This window comes from Pseudoalteromonas sp. PB2-1, assembly GCF_045040605.1.
Lineage (GTDB): Bacteria > Pseudomonadota > Gammaproteobacteria > Enterobacterales > Alteromonadaceae > Pseudoalteromonas > Pseudoalteromonas arabiensis.
The window spans coordinates 2,787,632-2,810,355 of sequence record NZ_CP090667.1 but is presented as its reverse complement, the minus strand read 5'-3'; the positions used below and the strand labels follow the sequence as shown (position 1 = coordinate 2,810,355).

Annotated in this window: 14 protein-coding genes and 1 tRNA gene; 11 read left to right on the top strand and 4 right to left on the bottom strand. The window is 41.9% G+C overall.

The annotated features are described in order from the left end of the window. The first annotated feature begins 1,555 nt into the window (after positions 1-1,555). Both L0Z67_RS13130 and L0Z67_RS13125 read left to right on the top strand, forming a co-directional pair. Entirely contained in the window at positions 1,556-6,643 is a 5,088-nt protein-coding gene (locus L0Z67_RS13130; protein WP_237114373.1) for a PKD domain-containing protein, read from the top strand. A gap of 249 nt (positions 6,644-6,892) precedes the next feature. Beyond that, positions 6,893-7,039: a hypothetical protein gene (locus L0Z67_RS13125; protein WP_157066207.1), complete on the top strand. Its 147-nt coding sequence runs from the start codon at positions 6,893-6,895 to the stop codon at positions 7,037-7,039. Here the strand turns inward: L0Z67_RS13125 and L0Z67_RS13120 are convergent. Further along, positions 7,027-8,154, bottom strand: a complete 1,128-nt coding sequence (locus L0Z67_RS13120) for an FAD-dependent oxidoreductase (protein ID WP_405128114.1) — start codon at positions 8,152-8,154, stop codon at positions 7,027-7,029. The two genes, L0Z67_RS13125 and L0Z67_RS13120, sit on opposite strands and share 13 nt — an antisense overlap. 100 nt (positions 8,155-8,254) lie before the next feature. On the opposite strand from L0Z67_RS13120, the gene L0Z67_RS13115 reads away from it, so the two are divergent. The 4 genes from L0Z67_RS13115 to rimI all read left to right on the top strand — a co-directional run bounded on the left by L0Z67_RS13115 (position 8,255) and on the right by rimI (position 10,223). Further along, positions 8,255-9,157, top strand: coding sequence for a LysR family transcriptional regulator (locus tag L0Z67_RS13115; protein ID WP_062569560.1), 903 nt, complete (start codon positions 8,255-8,257; stop codon positions 9,155-9,157). Between the two features lie 185 nt (positions 9,158-9,342). Then, positions 9,343-9,419: transfer RNA gene (locus L0Z67_RS13110), tRNA-Trp, on the top strand. Positions 9,420-9,487: 68 nt separating this feature from the next. Continuing rightward, positions 9,488-9,790, top strand: a complete 303-nt coding sequence (locus tag L0Z67_RS13105; protein ID WP_193987716.1) for a hypothetical protein — start codon at positions 9,488-9,490, stop codon at positions 9,788-9,790. After that, positions 9,777-10,223: a ribosomal protein S18-alanine N-acetyltransferase gene (gene rimI / locus L0Z67_RS13100; protein WP_062569562.1), complete on the top strand. Its 447-nt coding sequence runs from the start codon at positions 9,777-9,779 to the stop codon at positions 10,221-10,223. The genes L0Z67_RS13105 and rimI overlap by 14 nt, the downstream gene beginning before the upstream one ends. 5 nt (positions 10,224-10,228) lie before the next feature. Here rimI and L0Z67_RS13095 read toward each other — a convergent pair whose 3' ends face one another. Beyond that, entirely contained in the window at positions 10,229-12,883 is a 2,655-nt protein-coding gene (locus L0Z67_RS13095) for an ATP-binding protein (RefSeq protein WP_405128113.1), read from the bottom strand. Positions 12,884-13,130: 247 nt separating this feature from the next. Between L0Z67_RS13095 and prfC the strand changes: the two genes are divergently transcribed. From prfC to L0Z67_RS13075, 4 genes are all read left to right on the top strand, one after another. Continuing rightward, on the top strand, positions 13,131-14,714 hold the full coding sequence (prfC, locus tag L0Z67_RS13090; protein ID WP_405128112.1) for a peptide chain release factor 3: 1,584 nt from the start codon (positions 13,131-13,133) through the stop codon (positions 14,712-14,714). A 61-nt stretch (positions 14,715-14,775) separates the two neighbouring features. Continuing rightward, positions 14,776-16,518 carry an arginine--tRNA ligase gene (gene argS / locus L0Z67_RS13085; RefSeq protein ID WP_237114369.1) on the top strand — a complete coding sequence of 581 codons (1,743 nt, stop codon included), beginning with the start codon at positions 14,776-14,778 and terminating at the stop codon, positions 16,516-16,518. A 330-nt stretch (positions 16,519-16,848) separates the two neighbouring features. After that, positions 16,849-17,487, top strand: coding sequence for a pyridoxamine 5'-phosphate oxidase (gene pdxH / locus L0Z67_RS13080; RefSeq protein ID WP_062569566.1), 639 nt, complete (start codon positions 16,849-16,851; stop codon positions 17,485-17,487). Further along, a complete protein-coding gene (locus tag L0Z67_RS13075) occupies positions 17,488-18,261 on the top strand; it encodes a TatD family hydrolase (RefSeq protein WP_405128111.1) in 774 nt (257 codons plus the stop codon). Here the strand turns inward: L0Z67_RS13075 and L0Z67_RS13070 are convergent. Beyond that, positions 18,228-18,848, bottom strand: coding sequence for an AhpA/YtjB family protein (locus tag L0Z67_RS13070; RefSeq protein ID WP_130149613.1), 621 nt, complete (start codon positions 18,846-18,848; stop codon positions 18,228-18,230). The genes L0Z67_RS13075 and L0Z67_RS13070 overlap by 34 nt on opposite strands. 133 nt (positions 18,849-18,981) lie before the next feature. Here L0Z67_RS13070 and serB point away from each other — a divergent pair, with 133 nt between their 5' ends. Next, entirely contained in the window at positions 18,982-20,001 is a 1,020-nt protein-coding gene (gene serB, locus L0Z67_RS13065; RefSeq protein ID WP_237114366.1) for a phosphoserine phosphatase SerB, read from the top strand. Here serB and L0Z67_RS13060 read toward each other — a convergent pair. Continuing rightward, positions 19,984-22,461: a PilZ domain-containing protein gene (locus L0Z67_RS13060; RefSeq protein WP_062569570.1), complete on the bottom strand. Its 2,478-nt coding sequence runs from the start codon at positions 22,459-22,461 to the stop codon at positions 19,984-19,986. The genes serB and L0Z67_RS13060 overlap by 18 nt on opposite strands. Positions 22,462-22,724: the final 263 nt, after the last annotated feature.

The window sequence follows — 22,724 nt, the reverse complement described above, 5'->3', positions numbered from 1 at the left end:
AAAGTGGTAGCTAACAGAAAAGTTTTAAAGTGATAAAGTAATATAATACTGTCTTTTGTGCTGTAGCATTCTTGATTATTTATAATGTGCTCTACTGATTGGAAATACCTTAATATCAATGAGCTATAAAAAAATCGGATCAAAAGCAAAATGGTAACTAAGCAGAGTAAGTTCAGTTTCACGACCGTTAATTGCTGAAGAAAAAGTGGGCTCAGACGTTAAGCCAAAGCTGAACTAAAACGTCGACGAGTAGTAAGAACTTAGTTGTATAGGCAGCAATTAAAAACAAGGAATTATCAGATAGGGTTTGAACGACTATATATCAGATAGATTAAAATACGCTTATGCGTCTTTGACTTTTTAGGCTGATGTCTATTAATAGCTCCTAGTCTTTGCGAGCTTCGAGCCCTTTCACCTATTAAGCTGTTCTGCTAAGGGTAAAAACTCTAATACATAAAGCGAGTAAGGTAGCGGGTATTTTATGGTGCTGAGTTAAGACAAGATTAAAAATAAATCGAAATGGTTTTAAGCATCACTTTTCTTCAAGGTTACACATATTTAGAACTATTTTCGAAAATAATTACTTTAAATTTAATTATATCTAGTCAGTTTTATTTAACACTTTATAAAGGCTAAAATAATTTTTAATTAGCCTGTAAAGTTCTCTTAGTACTTTACTTATACTCGTTTGGCTAACTAATCATTCCTAAATGTAAAACACAGAGTTTTTAGAATAGTAGGTAACTCGACTCGCTCGTCCTGATCGTCAACGCAACTGACTTAACCAAATCGAGCCTAGGCTATGATTATAACATTACCGATCAGCTCCGAGAGACTTCGAATATAAAAATACATATAAAACCATAGATAAAGATGATCATAGTCGTTTACATACGATTCTTTTTTGACATCTGGATGTACCGTCACTGATATATCAGGTGTGGTAGCGGTGGAACGTTCTTCAATTAATCGGTGTGCCTGTTGGTACACTGAATGTGTGGCTTATAAGTTTGTTGGGCTCAGTCGCTGGCGATTAAATATCCCCAGTGTGGGTAGCTTATGTTACAGGATTTGCTCAAAGGAAAATGCTGGATTCAGAGCTAAAAGCAAGCCTATCGCCTCGACACTGAAGAGGGCGGGTGTGAAGAAACGCAAAGAGCTAAGACAATAGTGTTAAATCAACGTTGGTCTATGGAATTTGTGTCATACCAGCTTAGTAATGGTAGGCACTTTTGGAGGGGATGTGGTGGATAATTACTCGCTGGAATAGTCGGTCAGTTGGTTTCTGTAACCACCAGTGGCAGGCACATCACAAGACTCCAAGGCTAGTTTATCTAAGAGTGTGGCAACCCTAATAAGCTGAACTGCGAGAACAGGACTGAATTTAACAGTAAGATCGTGTTCTTTTGATTCATGAAAAAGGGACAAATTGCAGAGTTTTAATTTTGAGTCTAGTATCAATTTAGGTTATCGAAGTTTTAAGTGTGGTTATGCTTTTTAGGCTTAAATAATCTTAAAACTTTCTATCTTTTTTATGATACGGATACTGTTACTTATGAAATTGCCTAGTCAAGGTTTTGGTTTACTTTTAATGCTATTCTTTCTAGTGGCCTGTGACCGAACCTCAGTGTCATCAGGTACAAGTAAAGAATTTACAATTGAGTTGGTCCGAGCGCCTTTATCCGTAGAAGTGGGTCAATCTGCAGTGATTGAGGTTCAGTTACAACAAAATGGACAAAATATTGATGGCGCGAGTTACCTTTGGATGGAAGAGAGTGTATTACCACTTGGCTTAGTTAGTAATAGTAACCAAGGGTTCTTTGTAGCACCGTCAAATATTGAGCAAGCTAGTATTCGTGTAACAGCTAGGTTCTCAGGTATGTCGCTAAGCAAGGATATCACCATAGACATTACCTCACCGGTTGACGTTATTGGAGATGTTGAGTCATTAGAGGTTACAGGCCCAACGGAAGTTTCTTCTGAACACAAGGTCATTTTAAATGCGGCTTATACGGTTAATGGGTTGGTTGATAGTGACAAAGAGATAAGTTGGGAACTATTAAGTGAACAAACAGTATCTTGGCAACAAATAGATAATCGAGTTGAGGTTACAGCACCTAATGTTTTTCAGGACACAGAGTTATTTTTCTCAGCACAAACTGAAGACACCAGCGGCTTGTTGTTTGATACGATTGTGGTTCTCACGGTTAAGCCAAGGGGCATCAGCTTTGTTAACCAGGTTAATACTGGAACGGGCAAAGTTGATGCAAACTCTCAATCGTCACATACAGTTAAGCAAAGCACTTCAGGGCAAACAGTCCACTTAACAGCAAAAGCCGAAAAGTCTGGTGGCGGTGGAAGCTTCACCTATGAATGGCAGCAAGTGAGCGGTACCACAGTAGACTTAATAGACAGTGCCAGCCAAACCACATCTTTCGTTGCGCCCAAGCAGCCGGGAAAACTTGAATTTAAAGTAACAGCCACTGAAATTAGTAGCGGAAAAAGCACATCACAGACACAGCAAGTAGAAATAAAGCCTGGACCTTTACAGCCTCAGCAAGGTGCTAAGCATCAAGTATACAATGGTCATGGTTCTGTTAGTTTGACTGCCGAGGTTAATGGTGGCAAAGGGCCTTTTACCTATAAATGGACGCAAACAAAAGGTCCAGACGCTATGATAAGTAGTGTTAATGGAAAAACTACCGAGGTTACGCCGCCAGAGGTTACAACCGACACCGATTTTCAATGGGTAGTACAAGTAACTGATGCCGATGGCCATCAAGTGAGTATTACACACGATATTCAAGTGAAGGCAACTGCGCCTTTGTCGGTACAGATTATTAAACCAAAGGGCTGCACCACCAACTGTTTAGTTGAAGAAGGGGATTTTGTATATCCTGCAGCAACTATCACCGGTACGCTTGATCGTGTATCAGTATTGTGGGAGAGTAGCGATGTTGCCTTTACAGATGCGACAACAGAGCACCCTGTGTTTGTTGTGCCTAATGTCAATTCAGAAACAGGTATTAGAGTCAATGTTACTGTGACAGATGGCACCAATACTGTTTCCGATTCGCTACTTTATACCGCTAAACCTGTATTTAAGCTGGCACCTCATCAAAACCAAATAGGTAGTCACTTGGCAACAGGCCCTGGAGTCAGTACAGCAGCTCCCGTTCAGGTAGAATCCGGCAAAACTTTTAAACCAAGCATCGATATCCATGTCCCCCCTTTAGATAACGGGGCATCTCTTTCTTACCTATGGACGGTGATTGAGCCAAATCCAAAACCTAATGACTTGATAATTGCTGGTGACAATACAGCTCAGCCCATCATTAATGCGCCATCAGTAAGCAGTAATACCAACATTAAGCTTCAGGCAACCATTACCTATACCTCACCTGAAGGTAAAGTGATTACTAAAACTACTGATACTCAGTTTCAGGCAGTACCTGTTAATGCGCCAAGCAGACCCACACTTGCGCTCAGTATGGCTGGGCATGAAAGCGTATACAGTGGTCATGTGGTGCACCCTAAAACGACAGTGATGAACGCCAGTGGTCCCTTAAACTATCAGTGGGCGCAATTAAGTGGCCCAACCATTACGATTGCAGATGATAAAACGGATTCGCCAAGTTTCACTGCTCCTAGTGTGAGCGGCCATCAAGATATTGTAATAGAAGTCGAAGTGAGCGATGGGTCAGCTGTAGCAAAAGCACAAATGACTGTGACAGTTGATCCAGTAGTCGCACCACCGAAGTTGCCGTTAATGGTAACCGCCTCTAATGATGCGACCGTAACTGCAAATGAGACAGTGAAGCCGAGAGTCAGTCTTGGCAACACCTTTGGTTCACTCAGTTATTTATGGGTAGAAACCACTAGTATAGGCATTAGCCTTACAGATCCAAACACCGCTACTCCAAGCTTTATCGCACCGAATGGCCCTGCTACTGTGACCCTTGAAGTGACAGTAAATGATACGGCTAACGGCTCTGCTACCGATAGTGTCACTTACCATGTGAACAATGCTTTGCAAGTAACAGCTGGTGCAGCAACACGCACATTGGCTGAAGGTAATACCCTCAATTTATTGGCATCGGCTAAAGATGCCGATGGTGCGGTAAGCTATGCATGGACTCTTGCTGATGCCGGCACAACATCACTGACGACAACAAACATTATCAACGGATCCTCAGCGAATGCAAGCTTAGACCTTCCCAATGTGGATGCTGATACTACGATCAAACTGCAAGTTACGGCAACGGATTCGGTCAATGCGGCTACCGCCACGGTTGCAGTGACCATTCAAGATCGCCACATGAGTGTCGACTTGGGCGCCGACTTTGATTTATCACCCACGCAAACGGGGTACTTAAATGCGAATGTTGCAGGAGGGAAACCGCCCTACACCTATAGTTGGACAGATGATACGAATGCCGCACTAAGCAGTATCAGTGATGCGAACCCATCATTTATCGCGCCGTCTCTGACCCATGAAGTAGAGCTTAACTACAACCTGACGGTAATCGACAGTTTGGGTAATACGGCTAAAGATAGCGTTGTCGTGACCGTACCCGCTTTACCTTTACTGGTCAGCGCTGGTAATGATTTTTCTATTGCTGAAAGTTTAAGTGATGTACAGTTGCACGGCAGTGTGCAACATGCCAATGAACCAGTTTATACTTGGACGCAGATTTCAGGCTCAGATGTCACCCCTTTAAAAAATGCAAATACTTTGAATGCATCATTTACCTCTCCAGCTAAAGCTGCGGGCACCAGCGAAGACCTGGTATTTGAACTCTCGGTTACTAGTAATGGTCGAGTCAAAAAAGACCAAGTAACAGTTACAGTGCAAGGCCAGCCCGATATATCGGCACATGTTACTCCTGTTCTTTATGTCAATGAAGGACAAATCGTTAGTTTAGTCGGTACGGTGATCGATGCAGACTCAAGCAGCCCTGCAACGGTGCAAAGTTTAACGTGGAGCCAACTTCCTACGGCGGCCAGTACCATTACGCTCAGCAATAGCAGCGTCAAGGGCGATGTTCGCAGTTTAACCAGTACCTTTATCGCTCCAGCCTATGGAAACGAGAACCAATATATCTTCACTTTTGCCGCACAAGGAACAGGTAATAAAGTATCACAAACGGCGATGGTGGAAGTATTGGCTGCGCCTAGTATTAGTGCTGGTGCTGATCTGCGCGTGCGCGCAGGGCAAACAGTTATTCTAAATGCAACGGGCAGCAGTCTCGCCAGTTATCAATGGACGCAAACGGCAGGAATACCAATAGTTGCGCTAAGTGGTGCCAATCAATATAACGCCTCATTTACGGCACCTGATGTGACGAGCGATACAACGCTCACTTTTACTGTGGTCGGGATGCCAATAGTAGGTGGTGCTTCGCAGCAAGACATGATAAATGTCGTGGTTTATGAACCGACTATTGTTGTAATGCCAAAAAGTGCAACAGACATAACCTTAACTGAAGGTGATCCAAAGTTAGATGTTACTGTAGATTTTATAAGCAGCGTAGGTTCTGCACCGATAACGCCAACGACTATTTCGTGGACCGTTACGCCGAGTACCGCGCCAGCCGATGCCTTCGCTCCTCTAAATGCAGCTACCATCAGCATCAACCCGCAAACAGGCACTGCTGGTACCTATAAACTCGACATAGTAGCTGGTGATACGCCAGGTCATTATCAGGCTGGCAACCAAAGTTATACAGTGCTGATCAAACCAGCAGCTCCGGCAACTTTACCGTTAGTCGACAGTCGCAAACTGACAGCCGCACTTAAAAGCATAAACGCGGATCTGACTTCGCTAAATGGTATCGATAAGTTAGTAAGTTTGCATGCACCGGTAATTACCGGTGGCACACCACCCTACACCTATAGCTGGACACCGCCAGCCAAAGGCGTGGTGCTAAGTGGTGAAACAACCGACAACCCAACGGCAACCATTAGCAAACCTGCGAGTGAATGCACCTATATCGGAGGGGATATTACGCTGACGGTCACTGATACTAAAGGTCAAACGGTCAGCGCCACCTTGCCTATCAAAAACAGCCGTGGAGGAGATGCGGTTAACCCAACACCGACATCACCAGTATCATGCGATGTGTGCCGTGGACCGAAATTTATCTGCGAGCGCTCGCACAAGACTGCTGTTTGTGGCTCTGATGCTGCTGGTAATCCTGAATCATTGGCTTCCGCTGAGTTTTACAAATATCAATATTGCATCAATGATGTCGAAAACCTCATTGATGGATCACGTTATGTGACACGTCGATGTGCCACCGCTGAAACAGTGAATAAAGAGTTGGAGAGTCGGGCAAAAAACCCTGCATGGTTAGGTAAACTCATTTCCGTTGGCACTGACCCCGCTGTTGGCTGTCAGCAGTATAACGTGCACGATTTACAAGATGCGCACTTTAGTTGCTCCTTCATTTGTAAAGGTAAAGTCGGTGGTGGCTTCGATTCAGGTGGCGCTCGCGGGTGTAATATTGAAACCGTACCGGCAGTCAACCACAATTCCATACAATTACTAGAGAGCGATTACCCAGTGCCAACAGTGCCGGCCACTATTCCAGGCACAGGCTCACCAGGTGCTTGCCCTAACGGCATTCAACCTGCTATGTAAATAGCCTATTACATAAAGTTCCCCACACATCAGAGAGTGTGGGGTTTTATCTCGAGCTTTGTAGCGGTCAACTAATTCCCGACAGTAAGTTAAGCCGATTCACGGCCTAAACAGAATTATCGTCTCCAATATATCGATGGGACGGTATCGATTGTAATAGTGGATATATGAACCCTTTGAGGCTTCTTGCTGGTAACCAATGTTTTGATGCGCTATCTAAAATGTACAGCGACAAGTTGGCGACACAAGGTGGATAGAACCACTTCTGCTCCGTGGAGGCTTAGTATTAAAGAGAAACAAGAACTTCGTCGTGATATGACAGAATTTTCTACTTGGGCCAAAGCCCGCTTTTTTGAAGCGGGTTTTTGTTATTTAGACGGTTATCATTTGGTATGAGTTAAGTCTAGTCCTTGCATATAGAGTTGACTGAGCTCTTCTGCGGATATACTTGGTGCATCTGTGGCCGAATTAGATGATTGTTGAAAGATATGCTGAGCTATTAGTCTACCCATGTTTTGGGCGCTGGAGGTTTTATGAATACGAGTTTCATAAAACTTCTTCAAAATAACATTGAGGCTAAATTCGGTCTTAAATAATTGAGCTAGATGCCAAGCATCTTCAAGCGCTTGGCTAGCACCTTGCCCCGATGTGGGTAAGGAAGCATGTGCAGCATCTCCGATAATAATGAGATTCTCCTTGTGCCAATAGGGAAGTGGGTCGATATCATGTACAAATATGCGTTTTAAACTGCGTGGATTATAACTATTAAGTACCTGTTGAACTTTTTTAGGCCAATCTTGAAAACGCTCATGCATTTCTTCAAACCACTGCTCCATTTGTTTCGTTTTATCAAGGTTACTAGGCCATGCAGCAGCCCAGTAACAATGTTGGTTTGCTACAGGTACTATACCAAAGCGTTCATTATTAACTCTAAAGTCATGAATTGTCTGCTCAAAAGGGGTCAGATCAATTTCACTGGTACCAATTATATTAATGAAGCCTTGGTATTTAGTTGGCATAGGCACTTTATACAGATACTCTCGAGCTTTCGATTGCATTCGTCCATCGCAGCCTACTACAAGATCAAACTTATCTTTTAATTGCGCAATGTCCTGAGTATTGACGGCTTGGTTGAAGTGAATAGTGGCACCCAGTTTCTCTAGTCGCTCGGCGAGTATCTTTATTAAGTCACGACGTAATATGCTAATAGTTGGAAAGCCGCACAGAGAGTTTAGTGTTTGAATATTAAACTCACCCAATTGAGTGGCTTGTTTGTCGTACTGTCGCATAGCAACTGGCTGACCCCCACACTGGGTGAAATCATCTATTAGACCTAGCTGCTCAAGCACAAAAGTCGCATTAGGCCATAACGTAACGCCAGCACCGATTGTAGAAAAGCTGGTGTTTCTTTCGAATAAGGTAACCTTGATACCTTGTTTTCTTGCAAATATCGCTAACGCAAGGCCTGCAACACCTGCACCTATAATGGCTATATTTTTAATTGAACTCATTTAAATCTTCCCAGTTTAAGAAAAAAATGATTATTACTGGTCCAATAAATAGGATAAATATGGTAGTTTTGGTTTGTAAATCCCATTTGATGAGATAGTTTTGCTAAACAATATTGAATTACAGTGGCTTCTTAGCTTCCAGAAGGTATTTGAACAATTAAGTTTTAAGCGGGCCGCAGAGCTGTGCCAAATTCCCAAATCAAATGTGAGCCGTCATGTTGCACTTTTAGAACACGCGTTGAATGTACGGTTATTGGAACGTACAACACGAAAAATGGTCGCGACAGAAGCGGGAGAACTTCTTTATCAAAACTTAACTCCGCTGCTTGTTGCGATGGGGGATGTTTTACAAGAAACCTATCAAAATAGTGATTTAGTTTCGGGGCATTTAAAAGTCATTACACCTGATTTACCGTTTTTGGCAGAGGCTATGGCTGAGTTTTGTTATAAACACCCTAACATTCAGTTAAGTTGTGATACTCAGCTTAATCCTGAAGAGGGGCTATTAGAAGGGTTTGATATAGTGATACGTTTTGGACGAGGCCCTGTGGAGGATTCTGGATGGGTTGCAAAAGAGCTAGTGCGTTGGCCAAGTTGTGTCGTAGCTTCTCCTTTTTTACTAGATAAACATCCTAAACCAAATTCAACGACTGAACTTGGTAAGCTTCCCTGTATTACAAGTTTATCAGTCTTACAAGGAATGCCATGGAAATTCAAACGAGCAGGCACAGTTAATGTTGCATCCCGTTATAAAGTAAATAGTGGGCATATGGCAAAGTCTGCTGCACTCAAAGGGTTAGGTTTTGCGATACTTCCTTTTGAAGCGTGCAGACAAGAGCTAGAAGAAGGGCTGTTAACAAAAATAGATTCCTTAGCTGATGAGCCTGAAGATTTGGTTTTGTATGCTTTTTATTCTGGGCGTAGATATCCGTTCAAAAAAGTAAAAGCATTTATTGAGTACCTTCAACTTGTTATTCAGCAACATTATCTTTCAAGCGAATGAAGTGCTTTAAATGATTATAACTGTGTTTGGCTCTTTTACTTTTTGCAGATAGCTTGGGTATGTTTAAAAAGAGCTTTGTTAGCTTGCTAATTCGCCGTTTTGTTTATTTTGAAAGCAATTGAACTGCAAATCGTGTTTTTTTACTTTACCTTTATAAAAAGCTCTATATAATTCACCGTCATTGCAGGGGCGTAGTTCCAATTGGTAGAACAGCGGTCTCCAAAACCGACGGTTGGGAGTTCGAATCTCTCCGCCCCTGCCATTTCTTCCTACTTTACTTTAATCGCAAATCTTCTTATATTACTTGCTCTTAATCATGATTGAGTCGTTATGAACCCAAGTTACGCTGCGATATTTTCTGTACAACCTTTAGAGTTAAATCAACACTTTCAAACTGTGTCTGACGCTCCGCTTGAACACATATCTACGCCTCAACAAACACCCATAACGCTTCCGTTACAGCTTCATCAAGATCTTGAAAAAGCGTTGTCTCCTTTAGTAATAACGCAGATTGTTAAGGCTACCAGTATAAGTTGGCAAGAGGGCTGTTTAAGCTTGCCAAGCGATAAGCTCACTAATGAGCAGAAAAAGCAACTTTGGTCTTTAATTGGTGAACAACTTGATAAACTTTAGAGCTGTTGATGCAAATGATATTGCACAGCTAATGGTCATTGAAAATGCCTGTCATAGTCATCCGTGGACAGAAAAAACCATGTTATCGTGTTTAGCGGGTCGTTATTTTAATCTTGCTGCTTTTCAAGGCGACGACATGCTGGGTTTCTATATCGGTGAGAAGGCAGGCCCTGATTACACCTTGATGGATATTTGTGTTGCACCTAAATACCAAGGGCAGGGAATAGCAAGGCAATTACTAGCGGCGTTTATTGAGTATGGCGAACAGCATGAAGCTGAGAACCTATTTTTGGAAGTACGCGAATCTAACAATCGTGCGATTGCTTTATATGAACGTGCGGGCTTCTCACATATGTCAGTGCGAAAAAATTACTACCCAACTGCAACAGGCAATGAAAACGCAATTTTAATGGGGTTAACGCTGCGTTTTTAAGCCCATTAGGCGGCGTTTTCAAGTGCACTAATAAGTGATTCATAGCTTGCATCAACCTGCTCAGTATCATTACTACGTAGCGCGCTTTCAAGTTGCCCTGCGGTTTTATGAATAGCTTCAAAGCCAAAACATCCCGCACTGCCTTTTAAGCTGTGTGCTAATGAGCGCAGTGCTTCCCATTCCTTAGCACGATAAAGCTGAATAACTTGACCCAAATAATCTGGTAACTTTGAGCGGTAATTTTCATTAATTTGTTGAAACTTATCACTTTTTAGTAAGTTTTCCCACTTATTCTGGCTGTCTTTTTCTATATTTAAATAACTAACTAAAACTTGTTCTAGGGCACTTTTGTCAATGGGTTTTGCTAAAGCTTCGTTGCAGCCAGCTTTGATATACCTGTCTACATCAGTCTTCATGACATTGGCTGTTAACGCAATGATAGGGCCATCATAGGCTGCGTGTCGAAGCATTTGGGTCGCTTCTAAGCCACCCATTACAGGCATTTGCATATCCATTATAATTAGTTGGTAGTCATTAACTAATGCCATTTCTACAGCTTCTGCGCCATTTTTGGCTATATCAGGCTCAAGCCCCCATGTCTGCAATAATAGCTTGATCAGTAACTGATTATCGGGATTATCTTCAGCAACCAAAATACTGGCATCAAAGTTATTTTCAGCAAATGATAAGAGTAAGTCTTTATCCGGTGAAAGCTGTTTATGGTCATAGATAAAGGCGTCATCCTGTAATTGTTTAGCATTTAGGTGGCAAGCTACTTGAATTGTGAAACAACTTCCATTGCCAGGCTCACTAATTAGGTGGACATCACCCCCTAATAATTGCGCTAAATTCTTTGAAATACATAACCCAAGTCCCGTGCCACCAAAGCGGCGAGTTGTCGTCGCATCAGCTTGTTCGAATGGCTTAAATACCCTTTCGACTTCACGCTCAGACATGCCAATACCGGTATCTTTAATTGCAAATTCTAAGAATTGTTTGCTGCTGTTGTAACAAATGCTAATAGAGATAGAGCCGTGCTCAGTAAACTTCACCGCATTACTAGCAATATTGATCAAAATTTGTTTTAAACGAGTAGTGTCGCTGTTGATGATTTTGGGGATGGGTAAACTGTAATCGATATCAAATTGCAGTTGTTTTTCATTCGCCAAAGGGCGAATAATTGAGTCTATGTCATGTACAAGCTGCACAACGTGACAGGGGCTACACTCTACGGCCAGTTTTTCGGCTTCAATTTTAGACAAGTCGAGAATGTTATTAATCAGTTCAAGTAGGTGTTTTGAATTACGTAAAATGGTGCTTAAGTGCTGCTCATCATTGACTGCATTTTTATTATGTAAGAGTTGCTCTGTAAAACCCATAATTGCGGTGAGTGGTGTACGAATTTCATGACTCATATTAGCTAAAAAGCGGCTTTTTAATTGGTTTGCTTGTTCAGCTTGCGCAATGGCCACCTCAAGCTTGCTGTTCATAGCTTCAAGGGCTTTTGTACGGCTTTCTACCTTTTCTTCTAAGTGATGTTTATATTCTTCAAGCTCATCTTGATAATGACGAATTTGATTCACCATGTGGTTAAAGTCGTTGAAAAGCACGCCGACTTCATCGTTTGTATGGGCTGGCAGATACACGGATAAATCGCCATCCCCAACACGGTGGCTCGCTTCACCAAGTAACTCAACAGGGGTGAGGAGTAGGTTGCGAACAACAATATAAATAAGAATGGGTAAAGCGATCACTGAAATAATGACAATTAAAGCGGTGATAAGGCTAATCGCTTTGCCAGACTGGTAGAGAAGGTTTTTAGGTGTGGTTGATACAAAGTAATCACCATCGGTCATTTGTACTGCGTAAATAATACGCTCTTCTTTATCAATGCTAGAAAGTTCAATACTGGCAAGTTTGCCATAGTCAGCAAGACTCTTAATTTGCTCTAGTTCATATTCACTTAAATAACTACCCCGTAAATCATAGTCAGAGCTAAAAAGAATTTGCCCTTTAGTGGTTAAAAACAAATTTAAGGTATTATTAAAAGGCGCTTCGAGGATGCTGGTGTTTAAAATCGAGGGCTCAACATGTACAACAATAAAGCCTAGTTGTTGCGGGCGCTTCAAATAATAATCTATGTTGTAAATTGGATGCACAAAATACAGGCTGGTGGAGCCATCCTCTTTTGCGATCATAAACTGTTGTTGCCGTAAGTTTGACTGCTGTACTTGTTTAAAAAATGGATACTCTTTAGGAGCGGGTGTTAATTGACTCGAATAGAAGGCATCACTGGTTCCATCTGGCGCTAAGTAGTTAATACTTACAATATCAGGATAGGCCTCCGAATAGCTGGCAAATACATTCATTAACTCACCCAAATGTTCAATATATTGGGTTTTTGAGTCTGTATCGCGAGCTAAAAAATCAGCAAGCACAGGGGATGTTGATAAAAGTCGGGTGATCGAGTGGAAGGAGTCAATATAGTTAAATATTTTTTGTTGTTGTTGCTCAACAAAGCGGCTGACAATAAGTTCAGCTTGTTTTTTTGTGGAGTTAGTTACATTGGTCAGCGTAAACCCGCCTAAAAATAACAAAGGTAAGATCACAAGCGGCGTGATATACCATAATAATCGAATGCTGAGTTTACTGGTTTTCATGACCTAACTTTATTTCCCTCCGTGTAATTTACCAATAGTATGCGTTACAACTTGATTACACAAGCTTAGAAAAAGATGAACAACTAAAACAACAAAAAGGTTGAATAATTACTTACAATCGCTGCTTTTTTGGCTAAGACAAACAGGGTATAATGGCCACAATTCTATTTTATTTTTACAGTGTGCGCTGCTTACTTTTTATGGAGTGAGTATCAGTGGCACTTTGTTCTGACTAAAAGCGGCTTACATGTCTAATTTAACTACCGAAATTAATAAACGACGCACCTTTGCGATCATCTCGCATCCAGATGCGGGTAAAACCACCATTACAGAAAAAGTTCTGTTATTCGGACAAGCGATTCAAAAAGCCGGTACCGTAAAAGGCCGTGGCTCAAACCAGCACGCAAAATCAGACTGGATGGAAATGGAAAAAGAACGTGGTATCTCGGTAACCACGTCTGTTATGCAATTTCCTTACAATGAGCGTCTAGTTAATTTACTTGATACCCCAGGACACGAAGACTTCTCTGAAGATACTTACCGTACATTGACTGCGGTTGATTCATGTTTAATGGTAATCGATGCGGCGAAAGGTGTTGAGGATCGTACTCGTAAATTAATGGAAGTAACACGCTTACGTACTACACCTATTGTAACCTTTATGAATAAGTGTGACCGTGATATTCGTGACCCAATGGAGCTATTAGACGAAGTCGAAACTGAGTTAAACATCGCCTGTGCGCCTGTTACTTGGCCAATTGGTTGTGGTAAAGAATTCAAGGGGGTGTATCACATTCACCGTGAAGAGACGATTTTATACAGCACAGGCCAAGGCCATACAATTCAAGAAGTGCGCGTTATTAAAGGGTTAGACAACCCTGAACTTGATAATGCAATTGGTAGTGATCTTGCTGAGCAACTACGTGAAGAGCTCGAGCTTGTTATTGGCGCATCTCACGAGTTTGATTTAGATATGTTCTTAGCAGGTGAACTATCACCTGTGTATTTTGGTACCGCACTTGGTAACTTTGGTGTTGACCACGTTCTTGATGGCTTAACTGAGTGGGCGCCTGCGCCATTACCGCGCGAAACAGAAGACCGCCAAGTTGTAGCAACCGAGGAAAATTTCTCTGGTTTCGTATTTAAAATCCAAGCGAACATGGACCCTAAACACCGTGACCGTATCGCCTTTATGCGTATTGTATCGGGCAAATATAGCCAAGGTATGAAAATGAACCATGTGCGTATTGGTAAACAAGTGAGTATTTCTGATGCGGTAACCTTTATGGCCGGTGATCGTGAGCGAGCGCAAGATGCTTACGCGGGCGACATTATTGGTTTACATAACCATGGTACGATTCAAATTGGTGATACTTTCACGCAAGGCGAAAAAATGAAGTTTGGTGGTATTCCTAACTTCGCACCAGAATTATTCCGTCGTATTCGCTTAAAAGATCCATTAAAACAAAAGCAATTGTTGAAAGGCTTAGTTCAGCTCTCTGAAGAAGGCGCTGTGCAAGTATTCAGACCGCTTATTAATAACGACCTTATCGTTGGTGCGGTCGGTGTACTACAGTTTGATGTAGTTGTGGCACGCTTAAAAGCAGAATACAACGTTGATGCGATTTACGAAGGCGTGAGTGTTAACACTGCACGTTGGGTAAGCTCAGACGATACCAAAAAGCTTGAAGAGTTTAAGCGTAAGTGCGAAAGCAACTTAGCGCTTGATGGTGGCGATAACCTTACTTATATCGCGCCAAGTCGTGTAAACCTAAACTTGTCGATGGAGCGCTATCCAGACATCAAGTTCAACCATACACGCGAAAACTAATACGCTAAGTCTGCTTCAAATTTAAGTGCCCGCACAGCGGGCCATAAAGGTAAAAATTACAATGAATATTCGTACTCTTTTAATCGAAAAGGCAATTGCTGCTATGGTTGCAGCAGGGTTACCTGAAGACACTAACCCAGCGGTCACGCAGAGCACACGCCCACAGTTTGGTGATTACCAAATCAATGGCGCAATGGGCGCGGCTAAAAAATTAAAATCAAACCCGCGTGAACTAGCACAAAAAATAATCGATAATCTAGACCTTGCTGATATCGCAGAAAAAACTGAAATCGCAGGCCCAGGTTTTATCAACATTCATTTAAAGCCTGAGTTTTTATCAGCTAGCTTAAAAGCAGCAAATGAAGACGAAAAGCTGGCTGTTGCGCCACATGCAACGGCGCAAAAAGTGGTGGTAGATTACTCATCTCCTAACCTTGCGAAAGAAATGCACGTAGGTCACTTACGTTCAACCATCATTGGTGATGCAGTTGTTCGTGCCCTTGAGTTCCGTGGCGATGACGTTGTTCGTCAAAACCACATGGGTGACTGGGGTACGCAGTTTGGTATGCTAATCGCGCACTTAGAAGATCAAATCAAGCAAGGTGTTGATTTAGAATCTGTGGCGTTAGCTGATTTAGAAACCTTCTACCGTGATGCGAAAAAGCGCTTTGATGATGAAGAAGGCTTTGCTGATAAAGCCCGTGATTACGTTGTTAAATTACAGGGTGGCGATGCACACTGTGAAAAACTATGGAAGTTATTTATTGCCACGTCTGTAAAGCACTCTGAAGAAGTTTACAAGCGTCTGAACGTGACACTTACGCAAGATGACATCATGGCAGAAAGTGCCTACAACAGCGAACTTGCCAACATTATCGCGCTATTAAAAGACAAAGATATTGCCGTTGAGTCTGAAGGCGCACAAGTGGTGTTCTTAGATGAACTGGCTAACAAAGACGGTGAGCCTTCAGTGTTTATCGTACAGAAATCAGGTGGTGGTTTCTTATATGCAACAACTGACTTAGCTGCTTGTGATTACCGTTCGAATAAACTGGGTGCTGATCGTATCTTAATCTTTGTAGATGCTCGTCAAAGCTTACACTTCAATCAAGTTGAGCTAACAGCACGTAAAGCGGGTTTATTACGTGATGAAACAAGCTATGAATTTTGCCCATTCGGTACCATGATGGGTGAAGACGGCAAACCATTCAAAACGCGTACGGGCGGTACAGTTAAACTTGCTGATTTACTTGAAGAGTCAATTACCCGTGCAGCAGCTAAACTTGCTGAGCGTGAGTCAGACTTAAGCGACGAAGAGCGTAGCGAAATTGCCCGTAAAGTAGGTATTGGCGCAGTGAAATATGCGGATCTGTCTAAGCACCGCACAAGCGACTATATTTTCAACTGGGATACTATGCTGAGCTTCGAAGGTGCGACAGCGCCTTACTTACAATATGCATACACACGTGTTCGCAGTATTTTCCGTAAATCAGGTATTGATGCTGCGTCATTAACAGCAGACGTTGCAATCAACGAACCACAAGAAAAAGCGCTGGCACTTAAACTTCTACAATTAGAAGAAGTACTTGATCTAATGATCAGCGAAGCAACACCGCACGTATTATGTGGATACCTATATGAACTAGCAAGCCTATATATGACGTTCTACGAAGCCTGCCCAGTTCTAAAAGAAGGCGTAGAGCCAAGTGTTCGTGACAGCCGTTTAGTACTGTGTAATTTGGTTGCGAAGACATTGAAAACAGGGTTGGATCTTTTAGGTATCGAAGTCATGGAGCAAATGTAATCACCGTCGTATTTTAACCTAATACTGCGTTGTCAAACCGACTGACCCTAATCACATACAAACCACGTATGCTCATAGGGATAAGTCGGTTTTCCGCCTTGTCTTAAGCTAAACTACTTAGGTGAATTCTGCTTCGTGTAGTTCGCTTTGACAGAACACTTGCAGGAGGCTTAAGTACTCAACGATAAGTCGGTTTTCCGCCTTGTCTTAGGCTAAACTACTTAGGTGAACTCTGCTTCGTGTAGTTCGCTTTGAGCGCAGCGAAACCCAACAAAATTGACAGCTCAATAACCTTGATTAATCTTTAGCCGATAGCGTAGAGGGAATTTTATGAAACTTGAAGATATTCGCCGTGAATATTTACAGGATGGTTTATCTGAAGAGATGCTTGATGCATCTCCAATCAAGCAGTTTGAAAAATGGCTTGAGCAAGCTGTTGCAACTAACTTACCTGATCCTACTGCGATGGTGGTAGCAACGGTTGATGAACATGGTCAGCCATCGCAGCGTATCGTGCTGTTAAAGCATCTTGATGAAAATGGCTTTGTGTTTTTTACCAATACCGGCTCGCGCAAAGCGCAGGAGCTCAAAGGTAATAACAAAATTTCTCTTCACTTTCCGTGGCACCATATGGAGCGACAAGTCATTGTCTATGGTGAGGCTAAACCCTTACCAACAACGGCTGTGGCTAAGTACTTTTTATCGCGTCCTAAAGAAAGCCAGTTAGCTGCATGGGCATCAGAGCAAAGTCGCCCAGTGTCATCACGCAAGGTGTTGATGGAAACATTCGCGAAAATGAAGCAAAAGTTTTCTGAGGGTGAAATTCCACTCCCCGATTTTTGGGGAGGCTATTGTGTTGAACCGACTAAAATCGAATTTTGGCAAGGTGGTGCGCACCGCTTACACGATCGCTTTATGTATCAACGCCAAGCCGACGGTAGTTGGCAGTTTGGTCGTTTAAATCCTTAAATGCGTTTTATCGATTCCCACTGCCACCTTGATTTTAGCGAATTTGATGAGACTCGCACAGAGCTCATCAAAGCATGCAAGCAAATAGGGGTCGAGCACTTTATTGTGCCGGGTGTGAGCTTGGCACAATCTACAAAACTATTCTCTTTTGCTAAATCAGAGCCAAGTATCTCAGTTGCTCTAGGCTTACATCCTTATTTTTTATCTGATCACCAATCTCATCAACTTGCTGAATTAGAGCAGCTAGCAAAAGCCCATTTAGGGCAATTTATTGCCGTCGGTGAATGTGGCCTAGATCGTAGTATTGATGACCTTGATAAACAAACGCAGCTTTTTGAAGGGCAAATAGAGCTTGCAAACCAACTTGCTTTACCACTGATTGTGCATCACAGACAAAGTCACGATTTAATTGCTCGCTCACTTAAGCGCTGTAAACCCAAATACGGTGGTGTTATTCATGCCTTTTCAGGCTCTGAACAACAAGCCCAGAGTTATATAAAACAAGGTTTTAAGTTGGGGATCGGTGGCGTGATAAGTTACCCACGTGCAGCTAAAACTCGTAAAGTTATAAGCGCAATTGAGCCTCAGCATTTAGTGCTTGAAACCGATTCACCATCAATGCCGTTGGCAGGGTTTCAAGGGCTGGTAAATACACCACTTAAAGTGCGTGATGTATTTACTCATTTGTGTGAACTTAAAGATGTAACGGGCGATGCGCAAAAAGAGCTTGCTCAGGCACTTTATGAATCTTGCTCCGCACTTTTTCGCATATAACGATTGACTTGCCAGCGTTTTAACCCTCGGCCAAGTTGCCAAGTAAAAATACAAGTAATTACAAGCATAAGAAGCACTTGGCGGCCTAAATCATGAAAGCTGCTGTGGCTTGTCGCTATAGAAGCTTGTGTTAAATAAGTAATAGCAACAAAGCCAATAGGGCGCTCGTCATCACTTATCACAGGTTCTACGAAAGGAGTTTTTAAGCGGCTAATACCTGGTGTTGAATCTGGCAGTAAGCCAAAGGTGTGATGGCTTTGCCAGTTATCACTTGCGGCTATTTGTATCCCTTGTTGATCATAGATGGTTGCTGCTAAAACAAACTCATCTTCAGCAATGTTATTGCACAGCATATTCAGCGCAGGCTTATTCTTCTCCTGTAAAGGGGTCTGTGCATTGAGTGCCATAAATTTAGTGAGGCTGATAGCGGTGCTATTTGAACTGTCATAAAGTAGTTGATGAGATTGAAAACTACTATTAACCGCAACCCAACTTAAAAGCACAAAACATGCGGCCGCTAAGCTTAATCGCACCAGTCGTTGGCGATAGCTGGCGGAAAAAGGAGGCTTAAGATGGTTATTTTTCATAGTCACCGAATGCGCTGCTGACAGCTTTTATGATTGATGATACAACTAAGTCTGTATAATAACCTTATTAGTTAATTGATTACGAGTAGCAAATACGCGTTTAATCACAGACATAAGTCTAATTGGAGCCACTATGTCACAGCTTAGCTTAGCTGCAACCAGTTCAGCAAATTTAGCCGAAGAAATAATACTAAATTGCTGGTATGAAATTAAAAATAATCATCTTATTCAGACCAATTTACTACCTAAAGCAAATCATGGCGTAGCAAGTGTTGCATTTGGTTGTGAATTCTCAGCAGCTAAATTGCTTAACCTTGTAGAGTTTTTGTCGCAACATGGTTTTAGTAATCTCTCTATTTGTTGCTATCAGCCTACAGAAACACTGTTACCAGCATGGTGCCTATACAGTGATTCAGCAAAGCCATTGAGTCCTTTGTTATTGCAAGCGTTTTCTGCTGAGCAAGGTTATCAGTTAGTGCAGCTTACAAACCCTGCTAATGTGAATGAAGCAGGGCTCTTATTAATGGATATGGACTCTACAGCGATTACGATAGAGTGTATTGATGAAATAGCACGTTTAGCTGATGTGTACGATGAGGTTGCAGCTGTCACTGCGCAAGCGATGGCAGGTCAACTTGACTTTACACAAAGCTTAAATCAACGAGTAGCAAAGCTTGCAGGTATCGATGTAGCGTTAATCAATGAGCTAAAGCTAAATCTACCTCTGATGCCTGGCATTACCGAATTGTGCCAGTATCTAAAAGCGCATAATTGGCACCTTGCCATTGCTTCTGGTGGTTTTGTGCCATTTGCAGAACACGTTCAATCACTTATTGGTCTTGATGAAGTGCACGCCAATACGCTCGAATTTAAAGATAACCGCCTGACAGGTAAAGTAACTGGAACGATTGTTGATGCCGAGCAAAAAGCACGCGTGCTCGAGCAAATTCAACAAAGACTCGGGCTTGATAACCGTCAAACCGTTGCCATGGGTGATGGCGCGAATGATTTAAAAATGATGGCTAAAGCAGGGCTTGGCGTTGCTGTTCATGGTAAACCTAAAGTAGTCGAACAGGCAGATACAGCAATTAATGAAGGTTCTCTGTTACAAGTTGCATACCTACTAGCAATCCCATTAGATTACACGCTTTAACCATATTTTTTTACGCTTATTCATTTCTGTTTTGAGTACCTCATCAATATCAAAATGAGTAAGCGCTTCATCTGTTATGTCAATTACATCCCCAACCCCTGCAACAGCCCAGAGTGCTTCTTCAAGGTCTTTTGCTTTATGTAGTGCATACTGGCTTACATATTTAAGCTCATTTGATAAATAGTCTATGTCTGGACGGCCAGTGCGAGACACATACAAACGAAAGATAAACACTAAATCATTTTTGAGTGCTTTTTTTATAAATAAGGTCTGTGGCTGATAGTCATCTTCACTAATACAGCGGCTGGTTATTGCTTCGTTGATTGTTGCTTTACGTGGATCAAAACGTACAAATAAAGTAAATGGTAAAGGTGGATCTTGGCGACTACGATCTTTAATCAGTGGTGTGATCACCTCTGTGATCTGATCGGTAGATAAAAAGCCATCGATCTGCGTTTGCTCATTTAGCAGGGCAAAGTTTTGTAAAAGTATATGTAATGGCGTCGGGTATAAGCCAAGCCCGATCGCGCCTGCTTTAAAATGAGCGGCTTCCTTATGGAAGTACAACGGAAGCTGGCAAACACTTTTAGTCACCATGTTTCTTAGTGCTGTAGAAAGCCCTGGTATTTTGGGGGACTCTTCACAGGCGTGCAACTTATCTTTATTGTTTTCAATAAGTGCCGTGAAAAATTGAATGCCCATATGGGGTAAGTCAGTAAGACGGTGTACTTTTAAGTTAACAGTTGTTAGTGATTTGCTTATCGCCATCACTTCATAAGCAAGGCTTGATAAGTCATGTTTTTTAGTTATTTTTTGTAAATCGGGAAGGCTTAACTTAATTATATCGCCTTTTTTAAACTCAACAGGGTTATCACACTCAATTTGTAGACCCATGACCGATAGATCACGAGTATGGCCTGAAATTAATTTGTCATTATGAGTAACAGAGACCGCTGTTTTATATAAATAACGTTTATGAGCGCGTAAATTGACGTATTCAAGCGCGACAGGTGTAAGTGGCGGCGGCGTTTTATGTTTAGTATGACCAAACTGCTTTAATTGATTCACTAACCGCTTGTCGAATGTACGTTGCTGGTAAGTGTGTTGCTCATACTTCGAACCAACAGCAGTTAGAATTAATAAGTACTTAACATCTTTAATAAGCCCCTGAACTCTAGGGCTTGGTGGCTTATTTAGCTTTTCGATATCCTTACCTGCACTACTCGGTAAAGATAGCGGAATATATGAATCTTCAGGGTGGCTTGGCATTAATTGTAACTTAAAGCATTGCCAGCTCTCTTTTTGGCTACCAAAACCAAAAAATAAATTTCGAATTTCAGGTTGGCTATCAAGTTCCGTTCGTGTGGCTGAGTAATAATAAATCTTTCCAGCGACCACATGCGTAAAGGTATACAGGTACTCCTCTTTTACTGCATCGACAGTACTTAAAAGATGACCTATTCGCTGTTGGTTTATAATGCTATATAAGCATGACAGCTTACGTTCATCACAAAAATAACGATGTATAAATGCATTATTTTCGGTTGTTAACGCTAAAGTGGGGTATAACTTATTACCTTGTAAGCTTAAAAAAGTGTAAAGCGAGGTAACACGCGGGATATAATATTGTTCATAGCCTTTCGAAACAACTGCATCCAAGGTGTTATCGAGGTTAATCTTGTAGCGGCGCTTATTGCCGTGAATAAAGCTTTTTAGAAAGCTATCGAATTGTTCATTATTCTCAATGAAGGTGCGTTTTAAGCGAACATGATTGTACTCACGCGACACTTGCTCTACAGCAACAACTTCGTATTGAATGCCGTTTTTTAAACCTAACTCAAAGTCTTGTTCAAGCCCAACTAAGCGTAAACCAATTAATTGTCCCTTGGTGACTTTATATTTAGGTGAGAGCTTGATTTTTGCGCCGCTTAGGGAGATGTCTGAAGTCGAAGCCGATATTTTGCCGCTCTTATCTAGCTCAACAGTAATTTTTATTGAGTAGTTCATGCGCTCTTCACGACGACTTTCATAAGAGGCAAATTTAATTACTTTGGCAGGTAAGTCGCCGTTATCTTCGATTGAAGAGGTATTTTCGTTTGCTTTTTTTTGCATTACTCTGTGGTTATTTTCGGTATTCATAACCGCTTCGTATACAGCAAGCGTGTAACCACCGTGGCGTTTGATTGCGTCTTCGAACACCTCAATGGCCATGTCGTCCATAAAATGTTGCTTGCCTTCGTGTTCGTAAGGCCTAACTTGACCGGTAACTTGACCTCGTAAATCTATAAAGCGAGCCACAGGCTGAGATAAACGTGACATTTCCATTTTGATCAAAAACTGCTCTGGCTTTGTTAAGCTAGCTGTCTTTGATTTAAATAGTTTGTCGAACTGGGGAGTGCCTAAATGTGCCTTGAGCTCTTCAACAAGGTCTTCATATTTAAGCAGTATGTCTTCAGCCATTTATAAAACCATCACCGTCAATCGAAAAAAGTAGGTATACTAGCAGGCAACCACAGTGTTAAAACGCCTTGCGAACCACTTTTTATTTCATTAGTTATTGTTATAGGTATTCGCCAAATAAATGGCAAGCACTGTAAAACTTTATTTGTAAGCAAAAACTATGCCCTAAAATATAGCGTTATTACGCAGTTCAGCGAATAAAGCCTTAAGGGAATTGATTTGAGGTACGTCCGTTGTGTGTCGTCTCTAGAGATGCCGACATC

Excerpts from the sequence above, each read along its gene's own strand:
- L0Z67_RS13130 (WP_237114373.1), top strand. The coding sequence starts at position 1,556 with ATGAAATTGCCTAGTCAAGGTTTTGGTTTACTTTTAATGCTATTCTTT.
- L0Z67_RS13120 (WP_405128114.1), bottom strand. The coding sequence starts at position 8,154 with ATGAGTTCAATTAAAAATATAGCCATTATAGGTGCAGGTGTTGCAGGC.
- L0Z67_RS13105 (WP_193987716.1), top strand. The coding sequence starts at position 9,488 with ATGAACCCAAGTTACGCTGCGATATTTTCTGTACAACCTTTAGAGTTA.
- L0Z67_RS13095 (WP_405128113.1), bottom strand. The coding sequence starts at position 12,883 with ATGAAAACCAGTAAACTCAGCATTCGATTATTATGGTATATCACGCCG.
- prfC (WP_405128112.1), top strand. The coding sequence starts at position 13,131 with ATGTCTAATTTAACTACCGAAATTAATAAACGACGCACCTTTGCGATC.
- argS (WP_237114369.1), top strand. The coding sequence starts at position 14,776 with ATGAATATTCGTACTCTTTTAATCGAAAAGGCAATTGCTGCTATGGTT.
- pdxH (WP_062569566.1), top strand. The coding sequence starts at position 16,849 with ATGAAACTTGAAGATATTCGCCGTGAATATTTACAGGATGGTTTATCT.
- L0Z67_RS13075 (WP_405128111.1), top strand. The coding sequence starts at position 17,488 with ATGCGTTTTATCGATTCCCACTGCCACCTTGATTTTAGCGAATTTGAT.
- L0Z67_RS13070 (WP_130149613.1), bottom strand. The coding sequence starts at position 18,848 with ATGAAAAATAACCATCTTAAGCCTCCTTTTTCCGCCAGCTATCGCCAA.
- serB (WP_237114366.1), top strand. The coding sequence starts at position 18,982 with ATGTCACAGCTTAGCTTAGCTGCAACCAGTTCAGCAAATTTAGCCGAA.
- L0Z67_RS13060 (WP_062569570.1), bottom strand. The coding sequence starts at position 22,461 with ATGGCTGAAGACATACTGCTTAAATATGAAGACCTTGTTGAAGAGCTC.